The following is an 18980-nucleotide window of genomic DNA, read 5'->3' as shown; positions in this document are numbered from 1 at the left end:
CCGCGGTCTGCTCCACAAGATCGGGAGACATTGCCGCCCCGCCCTGTATTTCCAGTATCAAGGGGAGAATAGGCGTACGCGGTAAAGGCTGGCTTTGTGAGGAAAGACATCCCTCTGTTCCCGTGTACTTAATGGAGGCGCTGCCGGGCGGCCGGGCCACGTACCCTCTTCTGTTGTGCCGAACGCCAACGAAGACACTCCCAACGCCCTCAGCCAGGCGCAGCAGCGCGCGGTGAGCGAACTGCTGCGGGTGGCCCCCGTCGCCGACGATCTCGCCCGCCGATTCCAGGAGGCGGGGTTCTCGCTCGCCCTGGTCGGCGGCTCGGTCCGGGACGCGCTCCTCGGCCGGCTCGGCAACGACCTGGACTTCACCACCGACGCCCGGCCCGAGGACGTACTGAAGATCATGCGGCCGTGGGCGGACGCGGTCTGGGAGGTCGGGATCGCCTTCGGCACGGTGGGGGCGCAGAAAAACGCCCGCGTCGGAGACGCTGATCGATGCTTCCAGATCGAGGTGACCACTTACCGGTCGGAGGCGTACGACCGCACCTCACGCAAGCCCGAGGTGTCGTACGGGGACTCCATCGAGCAGGACCTCGCCCGGCGCGACTTCACGGTGAACGCGATGGCCGTGGCACTGCCGGAGAAGGAGTTCATCGATCCGCACGGCGGGTTGCAGGATCTTGCCGCTCGGGTGCTGCGTACTCCTGGAACGCCTGAGGCGTCCTTCTCCGACGACCCGCTGCGGATGATGCGGGCCGCACGCTTCGCCGCCCAGCTCGACTTCGAGGTGGCCGACGAGGTCGTCAGCGCCATGAAGGAGATGGCCGGGCGGATCGAGATCGTGTCGGCCGAGCGGGTCCGGGACGAGCTGAACAAGCTGATCCTGTCCGCGAACCCCCGTAAGGGGCTGGCGCTGCTGGTCGACACCGGCCTCGCGGACCGAGTGCTGCCCGAGCTGCCCGCCCTGCGTCTGGAGAGCGACGAGCACCACCGGCACAAGGACGTCTACGAGCACACGCTGATCGTCCTCGAGCAGGCGATCGCGCTGGAGGAGGACGGTCCCGATCTGGTTCTCCGCCTGGCCGCGCTGCTGCACGACATCGGCAAGCCGCGTACTCGCCGTTTCGAGAAGGACGGCCGGGTCTCGTTCCACCACCACGAGGTGGTCGGGGCGAAGATGACCAAGAAGCGGATGACGGCCCTGAAGTACTCCAATGAACTGGTGAAGGACGTCTCGCGCCTGGTCGAACTCCACCTGCGCTTCCACGGCTACGGCACCGGAGAGTGGACGGACTCCGCGGTCCGGCGCTATGTCCGTGACGCGGGCCCGCTCCTCGACCGTCTGCACAAGCTGACCCGTTCCGACTGCACCACCCGCAACAAGCGCAAGGCGGCCGCACTGTCCCGCGCCTACGACGGCCTGGAGGAGCGCATCGCCCAGCTCCAGGAGCAGGAGGAGCTCGACGCGATCCGCCCGGACCTCGACGGCAACCAGATCATGGAGATCCTGGGGGTCGGTCCCGGCCCGGTCGTGGGGAAGGCCTACAAGCACATGCTGGAGCTTCGCCTGGAGCACGGGCCCATGGGTCCTGAGGACGCGGTGGCGGCGCTCAAGGACTGGTGGGCCGATCAGAACTGAGGCCGTGAAAGCGGCGCGTGTTTCACGTGAAACATGCGCGGCGGATGCGGCCGGGACATGAAGAGGGGCGGTGTTTCACGTGAAACACCGCCCCTCTCAGCTTCTTCCTTACTTCTTGTAGTCCTTCAGGCAGAGCAGGAAGTCGCTGCCGCTCTTCTGCTCGGTGTAGGCGTACTGGAAGTCCTTGGCCTTGGTCTCACAGGTGATCTGAGCCGAGGTGCCGGAGTACGTGCCCTTGACCTTGGCCAGCACCACGAACTGGGCCTTGGACGAGCCGCAGTCCACGACCTCGAGGTCCGGGTTGGTGTCGTTCGTGCTGCCCCGGTGCATGCAGTCGCCGACCTTCGCCGTGTCGGCGTCGTCGCGGCTCGACAGGTAGCCACCGATGGCTGCGCCGAGGGCGATCACTACGACGACGATCAACCTGATCGTCTTGAAGCTGACCTTGCGCTTGGGGGCCTGCGCCGGCACCGGCGCGTAGGGCGCGGTGGCCTGCTGGGGGAAGCCGGGCTGGGGCGGGTACGGTGCCTGGCCCTGGGGCGGGTACGGTGCCTGACCCTGGGGCGGGTAAGGAGCCTGGCCCTGCGGCGGCGGAGTAGTCACTCGGGGTCCCCCTCGAACGTGGATGCGCATGGCGCGAAATAAGACCCACGTAAGTTAGCGGTTGCCGCTGACAACCCTGTAACCCAGGAAGCCTCTGTGGCCGTGATGTGACACTTACCGGCGCTCAAAGCGGCTCATAGCAACAGCAACCGCTCCGTAGATCACGGCGACCAGGACCACCAGCACGACCGACCGGCCGTCCGGCGGGAGCATGAGGGCGGCCACGGCCGCGGCGCCGACGAAGGCGACGTTGAAGAGCACGTCGTACACCGAAAAGATCCGGCCCCGGAAGCCGTCGTCGACGGACGACTGGACGACGGTGTCGGTGGCGATCTTCGCGCCCTGGGTGATCAGCCCCAGGACGAAGGACGCGACCAGCAGGGGACCGGTGGCGAAGGGTAGGCCGAGCGCGGGCTCCAGGAGGGCGGCGGACCCTGCGCACACGGCGATCCAGCGTCCGGGACCCAGCCACCCGGCCGCCCAGGGGGTCACCGCGGCCGCGGCGAAGAAGCCCGCGCCGGAGAGCCCCAGGGCCAGTCCCAGCAGACCGAGCCCCTCAGCGGGGCCTGAGGAGAGGGCGTACCGGCACAGCATCAGCAGCATGACGAGCAGCGCGCCGTAGCAGAAGCGCATCAGCGTCATAGACGCCAGCGCCCAGGCCGCTCCTCGGCGGGCGGGCGCGGCGAGGTGGCGCATCCCCGCCAGCAGATCACGCGCGGTTCCGGCGAGCGCGGCACGCAGGCGCGGCCGGCCCGGCGCGCGCTCGGGTCCCAGCAGACCGGGGGCCATGGTCAGGGACGCGAGGGCCGCGCACAGGTACAGCAGCGCACCCAGCAGGACGACGGTCACATCGGAGTCCGACACCGCCAGCCGTACGGCGAAGGCGAGGCCGCCGCCCGCGGTCGCGGCGAGCGTCCCGGCGGTCGGGGAGAGGGAGTTGGCGATCACCAGGCGCTCGGTGTCGACCACGCGGGGCAGCGCGGCGGAGAGGCCGGAGAGGACGAAGCGGTTGACGGCGGTGACACACAGCGCGGAGACGTAGAACAGCGCGTCCGGGACGTCGCCGGCCATCAGGAGGGCGGTGACCGCCGCCAGCAGAGCACGCAGCAGATTGCCGTACAGGAGGACCTGGCGGCGCCGCCAGCGGTCGAGGAAGACCCCGGCGAAGGGGCCGACCAGCGAGTACGGCAGCAGCAGTACCGCCATGGCCGAGGCGATCGCGGCGGGCGAGGTCTGCTTCTCCGGCGAGAAGACGACGTAGGCGGCGAGTGCGACCTGGTAGACGCCGTCGGCGCCCTGGGAGAGCAGGCGTACGGCGAGCAGGCGCCGGAAGTCACGCAGGCGCAGCAGGACGCGCAGGTCACGGACGACGGGCATGGGGCACAGCCTCACACAAGGGAGGGCCCCCGGGGCGGAGTACCCGGGGACCCTCTCAGCCCTGGCAGGAGCGTTTTTCGGCGTGGCCGGTCGGCTAGCGCTCGACCTCGCCGCGGATGAACTTCTCGACGTTCTCGCGGGCCTCGTCGTCGAAGTACTGCACCGGCGGGGACTTCATGAAGTACGAGGACGCCGACAGGATCGGGCCGCCGATGCCGCGGTCCTTGGCGATCTTCGCGGCGCGCAGGGCGTCGATGATGACGCCGGCGGAGTTCGGGGAGTCCCAGACCTCGAGCTTGTACTCCAGGTTCAGCGGGACGTCACCGAAGGCGCGGCCCTCGAGGCGGACGTAGGCCCACTTGCGGTCGTCCAGCCAGGCCACGTAGTCGGACGGGCCGATGTGGACGTTCTTCTCGCCGAGCTCCCGGTCGGGGATCTGCGAGGTGACGGCCTGCGTCTTGGAGATCTTCTTGGACTCCAGGCGCTCGCGCTCGAGCATGTTCTTGAAGTCCATGTTGCCGCCGACGTTCAGCTGCATCGTGCGGTCCAGGACGACACCGCGGTCCTCGAACAGCTTCGCCATGACGCGGTGCGTGATGGTGGCGCCGACCTGGGACTTGATGTCGTCGCCGACGATCGGGACACCGGCCTCGGTGAACTTGTCCGCCCACTCCTTGGTGCCGGCGATGAAGACCGGGAGGGCGTTGACGAAGGCGACCTTGGCGTCGATGGCGGCCTGGGCGTAGAACTTCGCCGCGGCCTCGGAACCGACGGGCAGGTAGCAGACCAGAACGTCGACCTGCTTGTCCTTCAGGATCTGGACGATGTCGACCGGCTCGGCGTCGGATTCCTCGATGGTCTCGCGGTAGTACTTGCCGAGGCCGTCGAGGGTGTGGCCGCGCTGGACGGTGACACCGGTGGTGGGCACGTCGCAGATCTTGATCGTGTTGTTCTCGGAGGCGCCGATGGCGTCCGCGAGGTCGAGGCCGACCTTCTTCGCGTCGACGTCGAAGGCGGCGACGAACTCGATGTCCCGCACGTGGTAGTCACCGAACTGCACGTGCATCAGGCCGGGGACCTTGGAGGCCGCGTCGGCGTCCTTGTAGTACTCGACTCCCTGCACCAGCGACGCGGCGCAGTTGCCCACGCCGACGACGGCTACGCGAACCGAACCCATTCCGGTTGCTCCCTGTGTGTACGAGTGAGGCCCTGAGTGGGTCTCACGTGGCGGTGTCGTCGGGCGTATCCGGTCCGGGGGTGTCCCCGGACCGGGGCAGGCCGCCCGGCGCTCCAGATGTGGTGTCCTGCTGAGCGGGCCCCCCGGACGCGGAACCCTTCAGGTCCCGTCCGGCCCGCTCGCTCTCGATGAGCTCGTTCAGCCAGCGCACTTCGCGCTCCACGGACTCCATCCCGTGGCGCTGGAGCTCAAGCGTGTAGTCGTCGAGGCGCTCCCGGGTGCGCGCCAGAGAGGCGCGCATCTTCTCCAGGCGCTCCTCCAGGCGGCTGCGCCGGCCCTCCAGCACGCGCATGCGCACATCGCGCGACGTCTGCCCGAAGAAGGCGAAACGTGCGGCGAAGTGCTCGTCCTCGTAGGCGTCGGGGCCGGTCTGCGAGAGCAGCTCCTCGAAGTGCTCCTTACCTTCCGCCGTCAATCGGTACACGATCTTCGCGCGGCGGCCGGTCAGGGGCGCGGCGAGGGCGTCCTCGTGCGTGCTCCCCGGTTCCTCGATCAACCAGCCGTTGGCGACCAGCGTCTTGAGGCAGGGATACAGCGTCCCGTAGCTGAACGCGCGGAACACACCGAGGGACGTATTGAGTCGTTTGCGCAGCTCATAGCCGTGCATCGGGGACTCGCGAAGCAGGCCGAGTACAGCGAACTCGAGGATCCCGGAACGCCGGCTCATCGTCGCCTCCCCTCGTCCTCGTCTCGCTTATCTCGCTCTGATGTATCGACTCGATACATCACGACGATAGAACGGCCGTCCGCACGCGACAAGAGGGGTGACGGTGAACGGGATCACATCACCGATTCGCAGGAGGCGAGTTGCCCTATTTGCGGCGAACCTCGGGGCTCGGAGGGTTTTGACGGTGCGTAGTCTGTGCGGCATGCACACCACCGGGAACCAAGTGATGCCTGGGGAGCGTCGATGTCCTCGGTGCAGTACGGGTGAATGCAGGAACGACCGCATCCGTACTTCGGGGGGACCGGAAACAAGCCGCCGTTTCCAGGCGCGCATGGGTGCGCCTGCCCGAGGAGTAATCGTTCGATGAGCGAGCACCGTCGCAAACAGCCGCAGCCGCAGGGAGGCGGACGTGCCGCGGCCCGACGCGGTCAGTCCGGCTCGTCCTCCGGCCGCCGTGCGGCTCCGCGTGACGCCACCGGGTCCCCTTCCGACGCCTACGGCTCGGGAGGTGATGACCGCCAGTACGGTGGCCGCGCCGAGGCCCGCCGGGCGTCGCAGAGAAACACGGGCGGCCGCCGCAGAGGGGCCGACAACACCGGGCCGGGCGGCCGAGGTGGTGGGCCGACCGGCCCCGGGCGCGGCAGAGGCCGGGCGAGCGAGCCCGCCAGGAAGCGCTTCATCGACTACCCGCGCGCGGGCAAGTACGGATGGCAGCGCTGGATGCCGTCCTGGAGGCTCGTCTCCGGGCTGTTCATCGGGTTCGTCGGCTGCCTGGTCGCCACGTTCGGTATCGCCTACGCGATGGTCTCGATCCCCAGCGAGAACGACGCGGCCCAGTCGCAGAACAACGTCTACTACTGGTCCAACGGCAAGCAGATGGTGGCCACCGGTACGGGTGCGAACCGGCAGAACATCCCTATCGAACAGATCCCCGAGGCCATGCAGTGGGCGGTGATCTCGGCGGAGAACAAGAGCTTCTACTCGGACTCCGGTGTCGACCCCATGGGCATCGCGCGCGCCCTGGCCAACATGGCGCGGGGCGGTCAGACGCAGGGTGGTTCGACGATCACCCAGCAGTTCGTCAAGAACACATATCTGACCCAGGAACAGTCGGTCTCCCGGAAGTTCAAGGAGATGTTCATCTCCATCAAGGTGGGGACGAAGCTCAAGAAGCCGCAGATCCTCCAGGGCTACCTGAACACCTCCTACTACGGTCGTGGCGCCTACGGCATCCAGGCGGCCGCCCAGACGTACTACGGCAAGGACGCGGTCAAGCTCAAGCCGAGCGAGTGCGCCGTCCTCGCGGCCCTGCTCAAGGGTCCGACGTACTACGACCCGGCCGGAGCCACGGACCTCGACAAGTCGGCGACTCAGGATGCCAATACCAAGCGTTCCAAGGACCGCTGGAGCTGGATCCTCGGCGAGATGCACAAGGACAAGCACCTCACTGACGCCGAGTACCAGGAAGCGATCAAGAAGTACCCCACGCCCCAGGGCCGCAAGGCGATCAAGGGCATGACCGGTCAGATCAGCTACCTGGCGGACACGGCGAAGAAGTACGTCCTGGCGCACTCCAACATCACGGAAGCGCAGTTCGACAAGGGCGGTTACCAGGTCTACACGACCTTCGACAAGGACAAGGTCACCGCCCTGACCGCGGCCGTGAAGAAGATCCAGAAGGACCGTCTCGACCCCAAGAAGCGGGAGCTGGACAAGTACGTCCAGTTCGGCGCGGCGTCGGTGGTACCCAATGACGGCGCGATCGTCGCGCTGTACGGCGGCGCGGGATACGAGAACGGCCACTTCACGAACAACGCGGACACGTCCGGTGTCCCCGTCGGCTCGACGTGGAAGCCGTTCGTGTTGGCCGCGGCGATGGAGTACGGCACATACAAGACCGCGCCCACGGGTCTCTCGCCGATGAGCAAGTACAACGGTAACGACAAGCTCAAGGTCATGAACCAGGACGGCAGTCCCGTCCTGAAGCCGGACGGCTCGGTCTTCTACCAGCGCAACGAGAGCGACCACGCCTGGGGCTACATCACTCTGCGCAAGGCGATGGAGCAGTCCATCAACACGCCGTTCGTCCAGCTCGGCATGGACGTGGGCATGACGAAGGTGAAAGACGTTGCCAAGGCGTCCGGCATCCAGAACGGCTTCGCCGACCTCAACCCGTCCTTCGCCATCGGCACCTCGACCCCGAGCGCGATCCGCATGGCCGACGCCTACTCGACATTCGCCGCCTCCGGCAAGCACACCGACCCGTACTCGGTGACGCAGGTCAAGTACAACGGGGAGGAACAGCCCGGCTTCTCCAAGCCGAAGAGCAGCCAGGCCATGGACGCGAACGTGGCGAACAACGTCACGGACACGCTGGAGAACGTCATCCAGAACGGTACGGGTCAGAACGCCAAGGCCCTGGGCCGTACGGCGGCGGGCAAGACCGGTACCACCGACAGCAACAAGTCGGCCTGGTTCGTCGGCTACACCCGGCAGCTGTCGACCTCGGTGGCGATGTTCCGGGAGAACCCCAAGACCCACAGGCTGCTCTCCATGAACGGGACTGCGGGTGTGCCATCCATCCATGGTGGTGACATCCCGACCTCCGTGTGGACCGAGTACATGAAGGCCGCGCTCAAGGGCAAGTCGGACCCCGGCTTCGAGGACGCCGAGAAGATCGGTGAGGTCGACGACGAGGCGGGCGCTCCCTCCCCGACTCCGACGTTCACGCCCACGCAGCCGAGCGAGACACCGACCGAGTCCCCGAGTCCCACGCCCAGTGACACGCCCACCACGGAGTCGCCCTCGCCGACCGACACCTGCCAGTTCGGCTGGGGCAACTGTGAAAACGACGGTGGCACCGACGCCGGCAACACGGACGGAGGCATCACCACATCGCCGACACCAACCGACACTACGGGTAACGGCAACACGAGAGGCAACGGCAATGGGGGCCTCTTCGCCGGCCAGACCGGCTGAACCCGTGGCAGCGTGACGGCAGCGCCGACGTGAAAATGAGAACAGGGTCACCGGTGTTCTACCGGTGACCCTGTCTCTTTCGGTCTTTGGTTGGTATTCGGCGCCAATGGGACATCCTCTTCGATAATTCCTGTTTCAGGATATGGCCGGGTAAGAAATGTGGCGCGATTTAGCCCTTGCTGTGCGGTGTTTTTGTAGGTTTCACTTCGGCAGTCACGCAATGGATCTTGCTCAGAAGGGATGTCATGGGCATGAAAATCAGCCGCAAGGGACTCGCTTCCACCCTCGCCGGAGCCGCGTTGGCCGTGGGTATGTCAGCCGCCCCTGCCTCGGCGTACCCCGACTACACGCTGATCTGCGACACGCCGGACGGGGGCGCGAGAGGTGTTCTGGCGATCAATGACTGGTATGTCGGAAAGACCGACGTCAAGGTCTCCATTGCCGTGGGTGACAATCGCGCGGACGGTCACCATGTGAGTGTTCGGGTGCTCGGCAAGAATGACGGGGGTGGGTTGATCACCTGGCCGTGGCACGAGAACTACGACGGAAACGGCTCCAGTAAATCCTGGGGCAGCACGGCCAGCTACTCCCAAGGCCTGTACGACATGGGGGTCCAGGCTGCTGTCTACGAGGGGGACAGGCAAGTGAGCTCCTGCACCGACTGGCTCCAGGAGTAGCCGATCACTCCTCTGCGAGGGGAGCCGGGGCCGGCTGTGTGACGGGGGATCCATACTCAGGTCCGTACGGCAGGATGTGCCCCATGCCCAGTGCAGAAACGACGCCCGCGAGCGTGCACGAGCCCGAGCCGGTGCGATCCGCCCGAGGGGAGCCGGTGCGGCCGACCAGGGAGGACGAGGTCGCCGCGGCCGGCAGTGAGCTGATCGGTGGCCCCATCGGGCGGCGCGCCCTGCTCGGGACGTCCTGGTGGACTCCCGTGCGGGTCGTGGCGCTCGTGGCGATCGGCATGTTCGCCCTCGGCCTGGTCCAGAAGGCGCCCTGCTACAACAGCGGCTGGTTCTTCGGCGCCAGTTCGCAGTACACGCACGCGTGCTACTCGGACATCCCGCACCTCTATCAGGGGCGCGGCTTCTCCGACGGACTGGTGCCGTACTTCGACAAGCTCCAGGGCGACATGCAGTACCTCGAATACCCGGTCCTGACCGGTGTGTTCATGGAGGTGGCCTCCTGGCTCACGCCCCACAGCGGCAGCATCCAGCACCAGGAGCAGTGGTACTGGTTCGCCAACGCCGGAATGCTGATGGTGTGTGCGGCGGTCATCGCCGTCTGTGTCGCCCGGACCCACGCCCGGCGCCCCTGGGACGGCCTGCTGGTCGCGCTGGCGCCCGCGTTCGCGCTGACCGCCACCATCAACTGGGACCTGCTGGCGGTGGCTCTGACCGCCGCGGCGATGCTGATGTGGGCCCGGGGCCGCACCGTCGCCTTCGGCGTCCTGCTGGGGCTCGCCACGGCCGCCAAGCTCTATCCCGTCTTCCTCCTCGGCCCGCTGCTCGTGCTGTGCTGGCGGGCCGGCAAGTGGCGGGAGTACTTCAGGGCCGTGGGGGGCGCGCTGGTCGCCTGGCTGGCCGTGAACCTGCCGGTGATGCTCTTCGCCTTCGACGGCTGGTCGAAGTTCTACACCTTCAGCCATGACCGGGGCGTCGACTTCGGCTCCTTCTGGCTGATCTGGGCCCAGAACTCCAGCAACCCGCCCACCACCGACACGGTCAACTTCTTCGCCACACTGCTGGTGGCGCTGTCGTTCGTGGGCATCGCGGTGCTGACCTTCACGGCCCCGCGCCGGCCGCGCTTCGCGCAACTGGCCTTCCTGGTGGTGGCCGCCTTCATCGTCACCAACAAGGTCTACTCGCCGCAGTACGTCCTGTGGCTGGTGCCGCTGGCCGTGCTCGCCCGGCCGAAGTGGCGGGACTTCCTGATCTGGCAGGCGTGCGAGGTCGCGTACTTCCTGGGCATCTGGATGTACCTCGCGTACACGACCAGCGGGGACGCCCACAAGGGGCTGCCGACCCATGGCTACCAGTGGGCGATCGCCATGCACCTGCTGGGCACGCTGTATCTGTGCGCTGTCGTAGTGCGGGACATCCTCATGCCGGAGCGCGACGTGGTGCGCCGATCCGGAGACGACGATCCCTCGGGCGGGGTGCTCGACGGAGCGGAGGACGTCTTCGTCCTCGGCCCGGCGGCCCACCCGCCGCGGCACGCCGCGCACCTCGAGCCGGCGTACGGGCCCCAGGTGGAGTGGGGCAGCCGAGGACCGGATTCCCCCATCGACGGTTCGCCCTGAGCGAACAGACCGGAGGCGGGGCACGGAAAAGGCCGTACCCAGTGGTCCGAGAGGACCCGTGTACGGCCTTTCGGCTGCCGGCCGGCCGGATCAGCGGTCGACGAGCCGGTCGAACTGCGTGGTGGTGTGCCGCAGGTGCGCCACCAGCTCCTCGCCCACCTTCGGCTCGGCCGCATCCGCCGGGACGAACAGGATCGACACCTGCATGTGCGGCGGCTCCGCGAACCAGCGCTGCTTGCCGTCCCAGACGAACGGAGAAAGGTTCCGGTTGACCGTGGCCAGGCCGGCCCGTGCGACGCCCTTGGCGCGCGGCATGACACCGTGCAGGGCCTTCGGGGCCTCCAGGCCCACCCCGTGCGACGTACCGCCCGCCACGACCACCAGGAAGCCGTCCGAGGCCGTCTTCTGCTGGCGGTAGCCGAAGCGGTCGCCCTTGGCGACGCGCGTGACGTCCAGGACCGCCCCGCGGTACTCGGTGGCCTCGTGGTCCCCCAGCCACAGCCGCGTGCCGATCCGGGCGCGGAAACGGGTCTGCGGGAACTGCTGCTGGAGCCGGGCGAGATCCTCGGCCTTGAGGTGGCTGACGAACATCGTGTGCAGCGGCAGCCGGGCCGCGCGCAGCCGGTCCATCCAGCCGATGACCTCCTCGACGGCGTCCGAGCCGTCGGTGCGGTCCAGCGGCAGGTGGATGGCGAAGCCCTCCAGCCGGACGTTCTCTATGGCCGAATGGAGCTGCGGCAGGTCCTGCTCGCTGATGCCGTGCCGCTTCATCGAGGACATCACCTCGATGACCACGCGGGCGCCCACGAGCCCGTACACGCCGTCGATCGACGACACCGACCGGATGACCCGGTCGGGCAACGGCACCGGCTCCTCGCCGCGACGGTACGGCGTCAGCACCAGCAGGTCACCGCCGAACCAGTCCTTGATGCGCGCGGCCTCGTACGTCGTGCCGACGGCGAGGACGTCGGAGCCCAGTCGCGTGGCCTCCTCCGCCAGACGCTCGTGCCCGAAGCCGTAGCCGTTGCCCTTGCAGACCGGGACGAGCCCGGGGAACTGCTCCTGCACGTGCTTGTGGTGCGCCCGCCAGCGCGCGGTGTCGACGTAGAGCGTGAGCGCCATGGCCGGACCTGGGACCTTTCTCGTGGCTGCGGTGGGGCAGAGGTGTGAACGGTGTGAAGGCTATGGAATCAAACGGCTGGGGCTCAGCGGCGCGACATGTAGATGTCGAGCGCCTTGTGGAGCAGCTTGTTGAGCGGGAAGTCCCACTCGCCGAGGTACTCCGCGGCCTGTCCGCCCGTGCCCACCTTGAACTGGATCAGGCCGAAGAGGTGGTCGGTCTCGTCCAGCGAGTCGGAGATGCCACGCAGGTCGTAGACGGTGGCGCCGAGCGCGTAGGCGTCGCGCAGCATCGTCCACTGCATGGCGTTCGAGGGCCGGACCTCGCGGCCGATGTTGTCGGAGGCGCCGTAGGAGTACCAGACGTGCCCGCCGACGATCAGCATCGTCGCGGCGGAGAGGTTCACGCCGTTGTGGCGGGCGAAGTACAGCCGCATCCGGTTGGGGTCCTCGGTGTTGAGGGCCGTCCACATGCGCTGGAAGTACGACAGCGGGCGGGGCCGGAAGTGGTCGCGCACGGCCGTGATCTCGTACAGTCGCTGCCATTCGGCGAGGTCCTGGTAGCCGCCCTGGACGACCTCGACGCCGGCCTTCTCGGCCTTCTTGATGTTGCGGCGCCACAGCTGGTTGAAGTTCTTGTGGACCTCTTCCAGGGACCGGTTGGCGAGCGGCACCTGGTAGACGTAGCGGGGCTGTACGTCGCCGAAGCCGGCGCCGCCGTCCTCGCCCTGCTGCCAGCCCATGCGGCGCAGCTTGTCGGCCACCTCGAAGGCGCGGGGCTCGATGAAGTCGGCCTCGACGTCGCGCAGGCGCTTCACGTCCGGGTCCTGGATGCCCTGCTTGATGGAGTTGGCCTCCCAGCGCCGGATGATCACCGGCGGGCCCATCTTCACGGAGAAGGCGCCCTGCTGCTTGAGGTGGGCCAGCATCGGCTGGATCCAGTCGTCCAGATTCGGTGCGAACCAGTTGATGACCGGGCCCTCGGGGAGGTAGGCGAGGTAGCGCTTGATCTTGGGCAGCTGACGGTAGAGGACCAGACCCACGCCGACCAGCTCGCCGGTCCGCCCGTCGAACCAGCCGAGGTTCTCGGAGCGCCACTCCGCCTTCACATCAGCCCAGGCCGGGACCTGCATGTGGCTCGCCGACGGCAGGCTCTGGATGTAGGCCAGATGCTGCTCTCGACTGATGGTCCTCAGGGTCAGGCTCATTCCGGGGCGCTCCTCGGGCTGGTGTGTCCCCCTGGGTACAGGGGCTCCGGCTCTCGCGCCGAAGCCTACTGCGCCGTGCGAGCGCCCCGACTGGGCATGGGGCACCTTCGCCCCGGCCTGCGGTCCGCCGGGGTGTTCCGTGGTGTTCAGAAGGATGTCGGACGGACGGTGCCCGGAGGGGTCAGCTGAAGAGGCCGCCGAACAGCCCGCCGTGCGCCATACCGATCAGGAAACCCACCCCCGAGGCACCGAGACCCACGATCAGACCGAAGCGCTCACGCGTCGTCACCGAGATCCACTGTCCGTACGCGCCGACGACGAGCCCCACCAGGCCGGCCCACGAGCTGAGCAGATGCAAGCTGTGGAAGAACGACGTGATGAAGGCAGTCAGTCCCAGCACCAGGGTCACCGCCGTCAGGGCGTCCTGGAGCGGATGGGGCTTGCCGTCGGTGGCGAAGAGGGATCCGGCGGTGTTGGGTCGCAATGCCTGTGCCATGGGGCACCTCCTGCGGAACGCGGCGCACGGTAGCGCCGTACACACCCGATGTGTACAGATTGTCGGCCTCTCCGGCCGGATTTCAACCGGTAGCCGGTGTGCGGGTACTCTGTACCCTCTGCACCGGTGTCTGCCCAGGCATGCTCAGGTCACACTCGGGACTTCCCGAAGGAACCCTGGTTGTCAGTGGTGGCCGATACCGTTGCGTACGCATCACAACCCTCCTGCCACGGAACGACCGTGGCCGCTGAGTCCAAAGGAGGTGGGTTCCACATGCGTCACTACGAGGTGATGGTCATCCTCGACCCCGATCTGGAGGAGCGCGCTGTCTCCCCCCTGATCGAGAACTTCCTCTCCGTCGTCCGCGAGGGCAACGGCAAGGTTGAGAAGGTCGACACCTGGGGCCGTCGTCGTCTCTCGTACGAGATCAAGAAGAAGCCCGAGGGCATCTACTCGGTCATCGACCTGCAGGCCGAGCCTGCGGTCGTCAAGGAGCTCGACCGCCAGATGAACCTGAACGAGTCGGTCCTCCGGACCAAGGTCCTCCGCCCCGAGACCCACTGAGCTCTCCCGCTCAGCTGATCTCGGGATTCGAGTAGCACCAAGCAGCCAGCAGCAAACCCGCCGAGAGGTTCCCCCATGGCAGGCGAGACCGTCATCACGGTCGTCGGCAATCTTGTCGACGACCCCGAGCTGCGCTTCACCCCGTCCGGTGCGGCGGTCGCGAAGTTCCGCGTCGCGTCCACTCCCCGCACCTTCGACCGCCAGACCAACGAGTGGAAGGACGGCGAGAGCCTCTTCCTGACCTGCTCGGTCTGGCGTCAGGCGGCGGAGAACGTCGCCGAGTCGCTCCAGCGAGGCATGCGCGTCATCGTGCAGGGCCGGCTGAAGCAGCGGTCGTACGAGGACCGCGAGGGCGTCAAGCGCACGGTCTACGAGCTGGACGTCGAGGAAGTCGGCGCCAGCCTGCGCAATGCCACGGCCAAGGTCACCAAGACCGCCGGCCGCGGTGGCCAGGGTGGTTACGGCGGCGGTGGCGGTGGCGGCCAGGGTGGCGGCAACTGGGGCGGAGCCCCCGGCGGCGGCCAGCAGGGCGGTGGCGCTCCCGCCGACGACCCGTGGGCGACCGGCGCTCCCGCCGGTGGCCAGCAGGGCGGCGGCGGTGGCTGGGGCGGTGGCTCCGGCGGCAGTGGCGGTGGCGGCTACTCGGACGAGCCCCCCTTCTAAGGGCTCACATCCCAACTTCTTGATCACACAGGAGAAACACCATGGCGAAGCCGCCTGTGCGCAAGCCTAAGAAGAAGGTCTGCGCTTTCTGCAAGGACAAGGTCACGTACGTGGACTACAAGGACACGAACATGCTGCGGAAGTTCATTTCCGACCGCGGCAAGATCCGTGCCCGCCGCGTGACCGGCAACTGCACGCAGCACCAGCGTGACGTCGCCACGGCCGTCAAGAACAGCCGTGAGATGGCACTGCTGCCCTACACGTCCACCGCGCGCTAAGGGAAGGGTGACCGACTAATGAAGATCATCCTCACCCACGAGGTCTCCGGCCTCGGTGCCGCCGGCGACGTCGTCGACGTCAAGGACGGCTACGCTCGCAACTACCTGATCCCGCGGAAGTTCGCTATCCGCTGGACCAAGGGTGGCGAGAAGGACGTCGAGCAGATCCGTCGTGCTCGCAAGATCCACGAGATCCAGACCATCGAGCAGGCCAACCAGGTGAAGGCCCAGCTCGAGGGCGTCAAGGTCCGCCTGGCCGTGCGTGCCGGCGACGCCGGTCGCCTCTTCGGTTCCGTCACCCAGGCCGACATCGCTTCGGCGATCAAGGCTGCCGGTGGCCCCGATGTCGACAAGCGCCGCATCGAGGTCGGTTCGCCGATCAAGACGCTGGGCGCTCACGAGACGTCCGTGCGTCTGCACCCCGAGGTTGCCGCCAAGGTCAACCTCGAGGTCGTCGCTGCGTGATCGCTGCGCTCGGCTTGAACAGCTGAGAGAGGGGGCCGCACCTGCTGGGTGCGGCCCCCTCTTCGTTGTGTTTCACGTGAAACGGCGGTTTCACGTGAAACGGTCAGCGCGTTGCGCCGGTGACGATCCAGCGGCCCGAGCGGGTACGCAGCCACAGCGTCAGCATCCGTACGGTCATCATCAGCGTCATGGCTGCCCAGAGCGCGGTGAGTCCGCCCCCGAAGACGGGGACCAAGAGCGCCACGGGGGCGAAGACCGCAAGGGTCACCAGCATGGCTCCGGCCAGGTACGGCCCGTCCCCCGCGCCCATGAGTACGCCGTCGAGGACGAAGACCACTCCGCAGATCGGCTGGGAGAGCGCCACCATGAGCAGCGCGGGCAGCGCGGTGTCCTTTACTACGCCGTCGCTGGTGAACAGCGGCAGAAACAGCGGTCGCGTCACGATCACCAGCAGTCCCAGGAGCACCCCGACTGCCAGGCCCCACTGCACCATCCGGCGACAGGCGTCCCGGGCTCCCTGGGCGTCGTCCGCGCCGAGAAAGCGCCCGATGATGGCCTGCCCGGCGATCGCGATGGCATCGAGGGCGAAGGCAAGCAGGCTCCACAGGGACAGGATGATCTGGTGGGCCGCGATGTCGGCGTCGCCGAGGCGGGCCGCGACGGCTGTGGCGATCATGAGGATCGCCCGCAGCGAGAGAGTCCGGATCAGCAGGGGGGCGCCGGCATGGGCGGAGGCCCGGATGCCGGATGCGTCGGGCCGCAGGGATGCTCCGTGTCGGCGGGCTCCTCGGACGACCACGGTGAGATACACCGCCGCCATCCCGCACTGGGCGATCACCGTGCCCCAGGCGGAACCGGCGATGCCGAGGCCGGCGCCGTAGACGAGACCGACGTTGAGAGCGGCATTGGCGACGAAGCCCGCGACGGCCACGTACAGCGGTGTCCTGGTGTCCTGGAGCCCGCGCAGGACACCGGTGGCGGCGAGCACGGCCAGCATGGCCGGGATGCCCAGGGCGGAGATGCGCAGATAGGTCGTCGCGTACGGGGCCGCGGTGGGCGAGGCACCGAAGAGGCCGACCAAGGCGGGTGCCAGGGGCAGGACAAGGGCGATGACCGTGGCGCCCAGCAGCAGTGCGAGCCAGATGCCGTCCATGCCCTGGCGGATGGCCGCCTGGAGGTCGCCGGCGCCGACACGTCGGGCGACGGCCGCCGTGGTGGCGTAGGCGAGAAAGACGAAGACGCTCACGGCCGTCGTGAGGAGGGCCGAGGCGACCCCGAGGCCGGCGAGCTGGGACGTGCCGAGATGGCCGACGATCGCGCTGTCGGCCATGACGAAAAGGGGCTCGGCGACGAGTGCGCCGAAGGCGGGGACGGCCAGGGCGACGATCTCGCGGTCGTGCCGTCGTGGGCCGGCTCCGGGGATCGTGGAAGCCTGTGGCATGAGCACTAATCTAATCGTCCACAGGTAAGAGATGCAAACGAGTTGTGGCCCTTACTTATGGTTGTGGGTCACATGCTTGCGCACCCCTCTTGGGGCGATCTTGGTCCGACTGGGGAAGTTTTTCTTCTGCACAGCCCGTGGATGGGAAAGGTGCTGGTCAGGGCGCTTTCGAGGGAGGAATCGAGGGCTTGTTCACAGGCCTGTCCACCGGGTCGTGCACAGGTTTCGGCGAGTTCTCCACAGCATCCGGGCCTTCGTCCACATGGCCTGTGGATAACCAGATTGGCTGACGGTGCCGAGGGGCCTACCGTTGTGCGGCGCCCGCTCCTTCCGCCGGCCTCGGAAACCTCGCAAAACCGACGCGGTGCAACCGGATTTGGGTCTCTCAGTTGTCAGTGCTGTGCCGTACAAAAAAAGGGCACGGCGAGGTCCGCCCGGGCGGACGGGAGGAGGTGGCTCGGTGAGCATTTCCGAGCCCTTGGACGATCCGTGGGCCGACAGCGGTCCCAGCGATCGTCTGCCCGCCTCCCGCCGGAGCAGCGGTGGCGGCCGCGGCCGTGACGAGCAGCACGACCGGGGCGGCGACGGCGGCGCTTGGGACGGCGGTGGTTCCTCCTTCGAACGGGTGCCGCCGCAGGACCTCGACGCCGAGCAGTCCGTGCTCGGCGGCATGCTGCTCTCCAAGGACGCCATCGCCGACGTCGTCGAGGTCCTCAAGGGCCACGACTTCTACAAACCCGCGCACGAGACGATCTACCAGGCGATCCTCGACGTCTACGCGAAGGGCGAGCCCGCCGACCCCATCACCATCGCCGCCGAGCTCACCAAGCGAGGTGAGATCAACAAGATCGGCGGAGCGGCGTATCTGCACACCCTCGTCCAGACGGTGCCGACGGCGGCGAACGCCGAGTACTACGCCGAGATCGTCCATGAGCGCGCGGTGCTGCGCCGCCTGGTCGAGGCCGGCACGCGCATCACGCAGATGGGATACGCGGCCGACGACGACGTCGACGAGATCGTCAACCGCGCCCAGGCCGAGATCTATGCCGTCACCGAGCAGCGCACCAGCGAGGACTACCTCCCGCTCGGCGACATCATGGAGGGCGCCCTCGACGAGATCGAGGCCATCGGCTCGCGGAGCGGCGAGATGACGGGCGTGCCGACGGGGTTCACCGACTTCGACTCGCTGACGAACGGTCTGCACCCCGGCCAGATGATCGTCATCGCGGCACGTCCCGCCATGGGTAAGTCGACGCTGGCCCTGGACTTCGCACGGGCCGCCTCCATCAAGCACAACCTGCCGAGCGTCATCTTCTCGCTCGAAATGGGCCGCAACGAGATCGCGATGCGTCTGCTGTCCGCCGAGGCCCGCGTCGCCCTGCACCACATGCGCTCGGGCACGATGACCGACGAGGACTGGACGCGGCTGGCCCGCCGTATGCCGGACGTGTCGGCCGCGCCGCTCTTCATCGACGACTCCCCGAACCTGTCGATGATGGAGATCCGTGCCAAGTGCCGTCGGCTCAAACAGCGCAACGACATCCGGCTGGTCGTGATCGACTATCTCCAGCTGATGCAGTCCGGCGGCTCCAAGCGTGCCGAGAGCCGTCAGCAGGAGGTCTCGGACATGTCCCGTAACCTCAAGCTGCTCGCCAAGGAGCTGGAGATCCCGGTCATCGCGCTCTCCCAGCTCAACCGTGGCCCCGAGCAGCGCACCGACAAGAAACCCATGGTCTCCGACCTGCGTGAGTCGGGGTCCATCGAGCAGGACGCCGACATGGTCATCCTGCTGCATCGTGAGGACGCCTACGAGAAGGAGTCCCCTCGCGCGGGCGAGGCCGACCTGATCGTCGCCAAGCACCGAAACGGCCCGACGGCCACGATCACGGTCGCCTTCCAGGGCCACTACTCGCGGTTCGTGGACATGGCGCAGACCTGA

The 18980-nt window shown here is 67.6% G+C and carries 17 protein-coding genes; 9 read left to right on the top strand and 8 right to left on the bottom strand.

Translation table 11 applies throughout. The annotated features are described in order from the left end of the window. The first annotated feature begins 175 nt into the window (after positions 1-175). The gene (locus ACWGJM_RS10835; RefSeq protein WP_453411321.1) at positions 176-1642 is read left to right on the top strand and encodes a CCA tRNA nucleotidyltransferase; all 1467 of its coding nucleotides are present in this window, start codon (positions 176-178) and stop codon (positions 1640-1642) included. A gap of 108 nt (positions 1643-1750) precedes the next feature. Here the strand turns inward: ACWGJM_RS10835 and ACWGJM_RS10830 are convergent, their stop codons facing one another. From ACWGJM_RS10830 to ACWGJM_RS10815, 4 genes are all read right to left on the bottom strand, one after another. Continuing rightward, entirely contained in the window at positions 1751-2245 is a 495-nt protein-coding gene (locus tag ACWGJM_RS10830) for an LppU/SCO3897 family protein (protein WP_453411320.1), read from the bottom strand. Positions 2246-2359: 114 nt separating this feature from the next. Next, on the bottom strand, positions 2360-3622 hold the full coding sequence (locus ACWGJM_RS10825) for an MFS transporter (RefSeq protein WP_453411319.1): 1263 nt from the start codon (positions 3620-3622) through the stop codon (positions 2360-2362). A gap of 94 nt (positions 3623-3716) precedes the next feature. Further along, positions 3717-4799, bottom strand: a complete 1083-nt coding sequence (locus tag ACWGJM_RS10820; RefSeq protein WP_453411318.1) for an inositol-3-phosphate synthase — start codon at positions 4797-4799, stop codon at positions 3717-3719. Between the two features lie 43 nt (positions 4800-4842). Further along, on the bottom strand, positions 4843-5526 hold the full coding sequence (locus tag ACWGJM_RS10815) for a helix-turn-helix transcriptional regulator (protein WP_453411317.1): 684 nt from the start codon (positions 5524-5526) through the stop codon (positions 4843-4845). A 720-nt stretch (positions 5527-6246) separates the two neighbouring features. Here ACWGJM_RS10815 and ACWGJM_RS10810 point away from each other — a divergent pair. The 3 genes from ACWGJM_RS10810 to ACWGJM_RS10800 all read left to right on the top strand — a co-directional run bounded on the left by ACWGJM_RS10810 (position 6247) and on the right by ACWGJM_RS10800 (position 10807). Then, a complete protein-coding gene (locus ACWGJM_RS10810) occupies positions 6247-8505 on the top strand; it encodes a transglycosylase domain-containing protein (RefSeq protein WP_453411498.1) in 2259 nt (752 codons plus the stop codon). A 245-nt stretch (positions 8506-8750) separates the two neighbouring features. Continuing rightward, positions 8751-9182, top strand: coding sequence for a hypothetical protein (locus tag ACWGJM_RS10805; RefSeq protein WP_453411316.1), 432 nt, complete (start codon positions 8751-8753; stop codon positions 9180-9182). A gap of 83 nt (positions 9183-9265) precedes the next feature. Further along, on the top strand, positions 9266-10807 hold the full coding sequence (locus ACWGJM_RS10800) for a glycosyltransferase family 87 protein (protein WP_453411315.1): 1542 nt from the start codon (positions 9266-9268) through the stop codon (positions 10805-10807). A gap of 90 nt (positions 10808-10897) precedes the next feature. Here the strand turns inward: ACWGJM_RS10800 and ACWGJM_RS10795 are convergent, their stop codons facing one another. From ACWGJM_RS10795 to ACWGJM_RS10785, 3 genes are all read right to left on the bottom strand, one after another. Continuing rightward, the gene (locus ACWGJM_RS10795) at positions 10898-11929 is read right to left on the bottom strand and encodes an alanine racemase (RefSeq protein ID WP_453411314.1); all 1032 of its coding nucleotides are present in this window, start codon (positions 11927-11929) and stop codon (positions 10898-10900) included. 83 nt (positions 11930-12012) lie between these two features. Further along, positions 12013-13134, bottom strand: coding sequence for a peptidoglycan bridge formation glycyltransferase FemX (gene femX, locus ACWGJM_RS10790; protein WP_361798914.1), 1122 nt, complete (start codon positions 13132-13134; stop codon positions 12013-12015). Positions 13135-13315: 181 nt separating this feature from the next. Continuing rightward, a complete protein-coding gene (locus tag ACWGJM_RS10785) occupies positions 13316-13630 on the bottom strand; it encodes a hypothetical protein (RefSeq protein WP_453411313.1) in 315 nt (104 codons plus the stop codon). A 273-nt stretch (positions 13631-13903) separates the two neighbouring features. On the opposite strand from ACWGJM_RS10785, the gene rpsF reads away from it, so the two are divergent. The 4 genes from rpsF (at position 13904) to rplI (ending at position 15600) form a co-directional block, all read left to right on the top strand. Then, positions 13904-14194, top strand: a complete 291-nt coding sequence (gene rpsF, locus ACWGJM_RS10780) for a 30S ribosomal protein S6 (RefSeq protein WP_006604399.1) — start codon at positions 13904-13906, stop codon at positions 14192-14194. Positions 14195-14269: 75 nt separating this feature from the next. Further along, positions 14270-14857 carry a single-stranded DNA-binding protein gene (locus ACWGJM_RS10775; RefSeq protein WP_453411312.1) on the top strand — a complete coding sequence of 196 codons (588 nt, stop codon included), beginning with the start codon at positions 14270-14272 and terminating at the stop codon, positions 14855-14857. Positions 14858-14898: 41 nt separating this feature from the next. Further along, positions 14899-15135 carry a 30S ribosomal protein S18 gene (gene rpsR, locus ACWGJM_RS10770; protein ID WP_003949403.1) on the top strand — a complete coding sequence of 79 codons (237 nt, stop codon included), beginning with the start codon at positions 14899-14901 and terminating at the stop codon, positions 15133-15135. 18 nt (positions 15136-15153) lie between these two features. Beyond that, positions 15154-15600: a 50S ribosomal protein L9 gene (gene rplI, locus ACWGJM_RS10765; protein WP_453411311.1), complete on the top strand. Its 447-nt coding sequence runs from the start codon at positions 15154-15156 to the stop codon at positions 15598-15600. Between the two features lie 103 nt (positions 15601-15703). Here the strand turns inward: rplI and ACWGJM_RS10760 are convergent, their stop codons facing one another. Next, positions 15704-17041, bottom strand: coding sequence for an MATE family efflux transporter (locus ACWGJM_RS10760; RefSeq protein WP_453411310.1), 1338 nt, complete (start codon positions 17039-17041; stop codon positions 15704-15706). A 460-nt stretch (positions 17042-17501) separates the two neighbouring features. Between ACWGJM_RS10760 and dnaB the strand changes: the two genes are divergently transcribed. Further along, complete coding sequence (gene dnaB / locus ACWGJM_RS10755; RefSeq protein ID WP_453411309.1) at positions 17502-18980, top strand: replicative DNA helicase; 1479 nt, start codon at positions 17502-17504, stop codon at positions 18978-18980.

Source organism: Streptomyces sp. NPDC054834 (genome assembly GCF_053611185.1).
Note: the sequence above shows the minus strand (reverse complement) of the source record. Positions and strands in the feature narration are given on the sequence as shown.

Excerpts from the sequence above, each read along its gene's own strand:
- ACWGJM_RS10825 (WP_453411319.1), bottom strand. The coding sequence starts at position 3,622 with ATGCCCGTCGTCCGTGACCTGCGCGTCCTGCTGCGCCTGCGTGACTTC.
- ACWGJM_RS10820 (WP_453411318.1), bottom strand. The coding sequence starts at position 4,799 with ATGGGTTCGGTTCGCGTAGCCGTCGTCGGCGTGGGCAACTGCGCCGCG.
- ACWGJM_RS10815 (WP_453411317.1), bottom strand. The coding sequence starts at position 5,526 with ATGAGCCGGCGTTCCGGGATCCTCGAGTTCGCTGTACTCGGCCTGCTT.
- ACWGJM_RS10810 (WP_453411498.1), top strand. The coding sequence starts at position 6,247 with ATGCCGTCCTGGAGGCTCGTCTCCGGGCTGTTCATCGGGTTCGTCGGC.
- ACWGJM_RS10805 (WP_453411316.1), top strand. The coding sequence starts at position 8,751 with ATGGGCATGAAAATCAGCCGCAAGGGACTCGCTTCCACCCTCGCCGGA.
- ACWGJM_RS10800 (WP_453411315.1), top strand. The coding sequence starts at position 9,266 with ATGCCCAGTGCAGAAACGACGCCCGCGAGCGTGCACGAGCCCGAGCCG.
- ACWGJM_RS10795 (WP_453411314.1), bottom strand. The coding sequence starts at position 11,929 with ATGGCGCTCACGCTCTACGTCGACACCGCGCGCTGGCGGGCGCACCAC.
- femX (WP_361798914.1), bottom strand. The coding sequence starts at position 13,134 with ATGAGCCTGACCCTGAGGACCATCAGTCGAGAGCAGCATCTGGCCTAC.
- ACWGJM_RS10785 (WP_453411313.1), bottom strand. The coding sequence starts at position 13,630 with ATGGCACAGGCATTGCGACCCAACACCGCCGGATCCCTCTTCGCCACC.
- rpsF (WP_006604399.1), top strand. The coding sequence starts at position 13,904 with ATGCGTCACTACGAGGTGATGGTCATCCTCGACCCCGATCTGGAGGAG.
- ACWGJM_RS10775 (WP_453411312.1), top strand. The coding sequence starts at position 14,270 with ATGGCAGGCGAGACCGTCATCACGGTCGTCGGCAATCTTGTCGACGAC.
- rpsR (WP_003949403.1), top strand. The coding sequence starts at position 14,899 with ATGGCGAAGCCGCCTGTGCGCAAGCCTAAGAAGAAGGTCTGCGCTTTC.
- rplI (WP_453411311.1), top strand. The coding sequence starts at position 15,154 with ATGAAGATCATCCTCACCCACGAGGTCTCCGGCCTCGGTGCCGCCGGC.
- ACWGJM_RS10760 (WP_453411310.1), bottom strand. The coding sequence starts at position 17,041 with ATGCCACAGGCTTCCACGATCCCCGGAGCCGGCCCACGACGGCACGAC.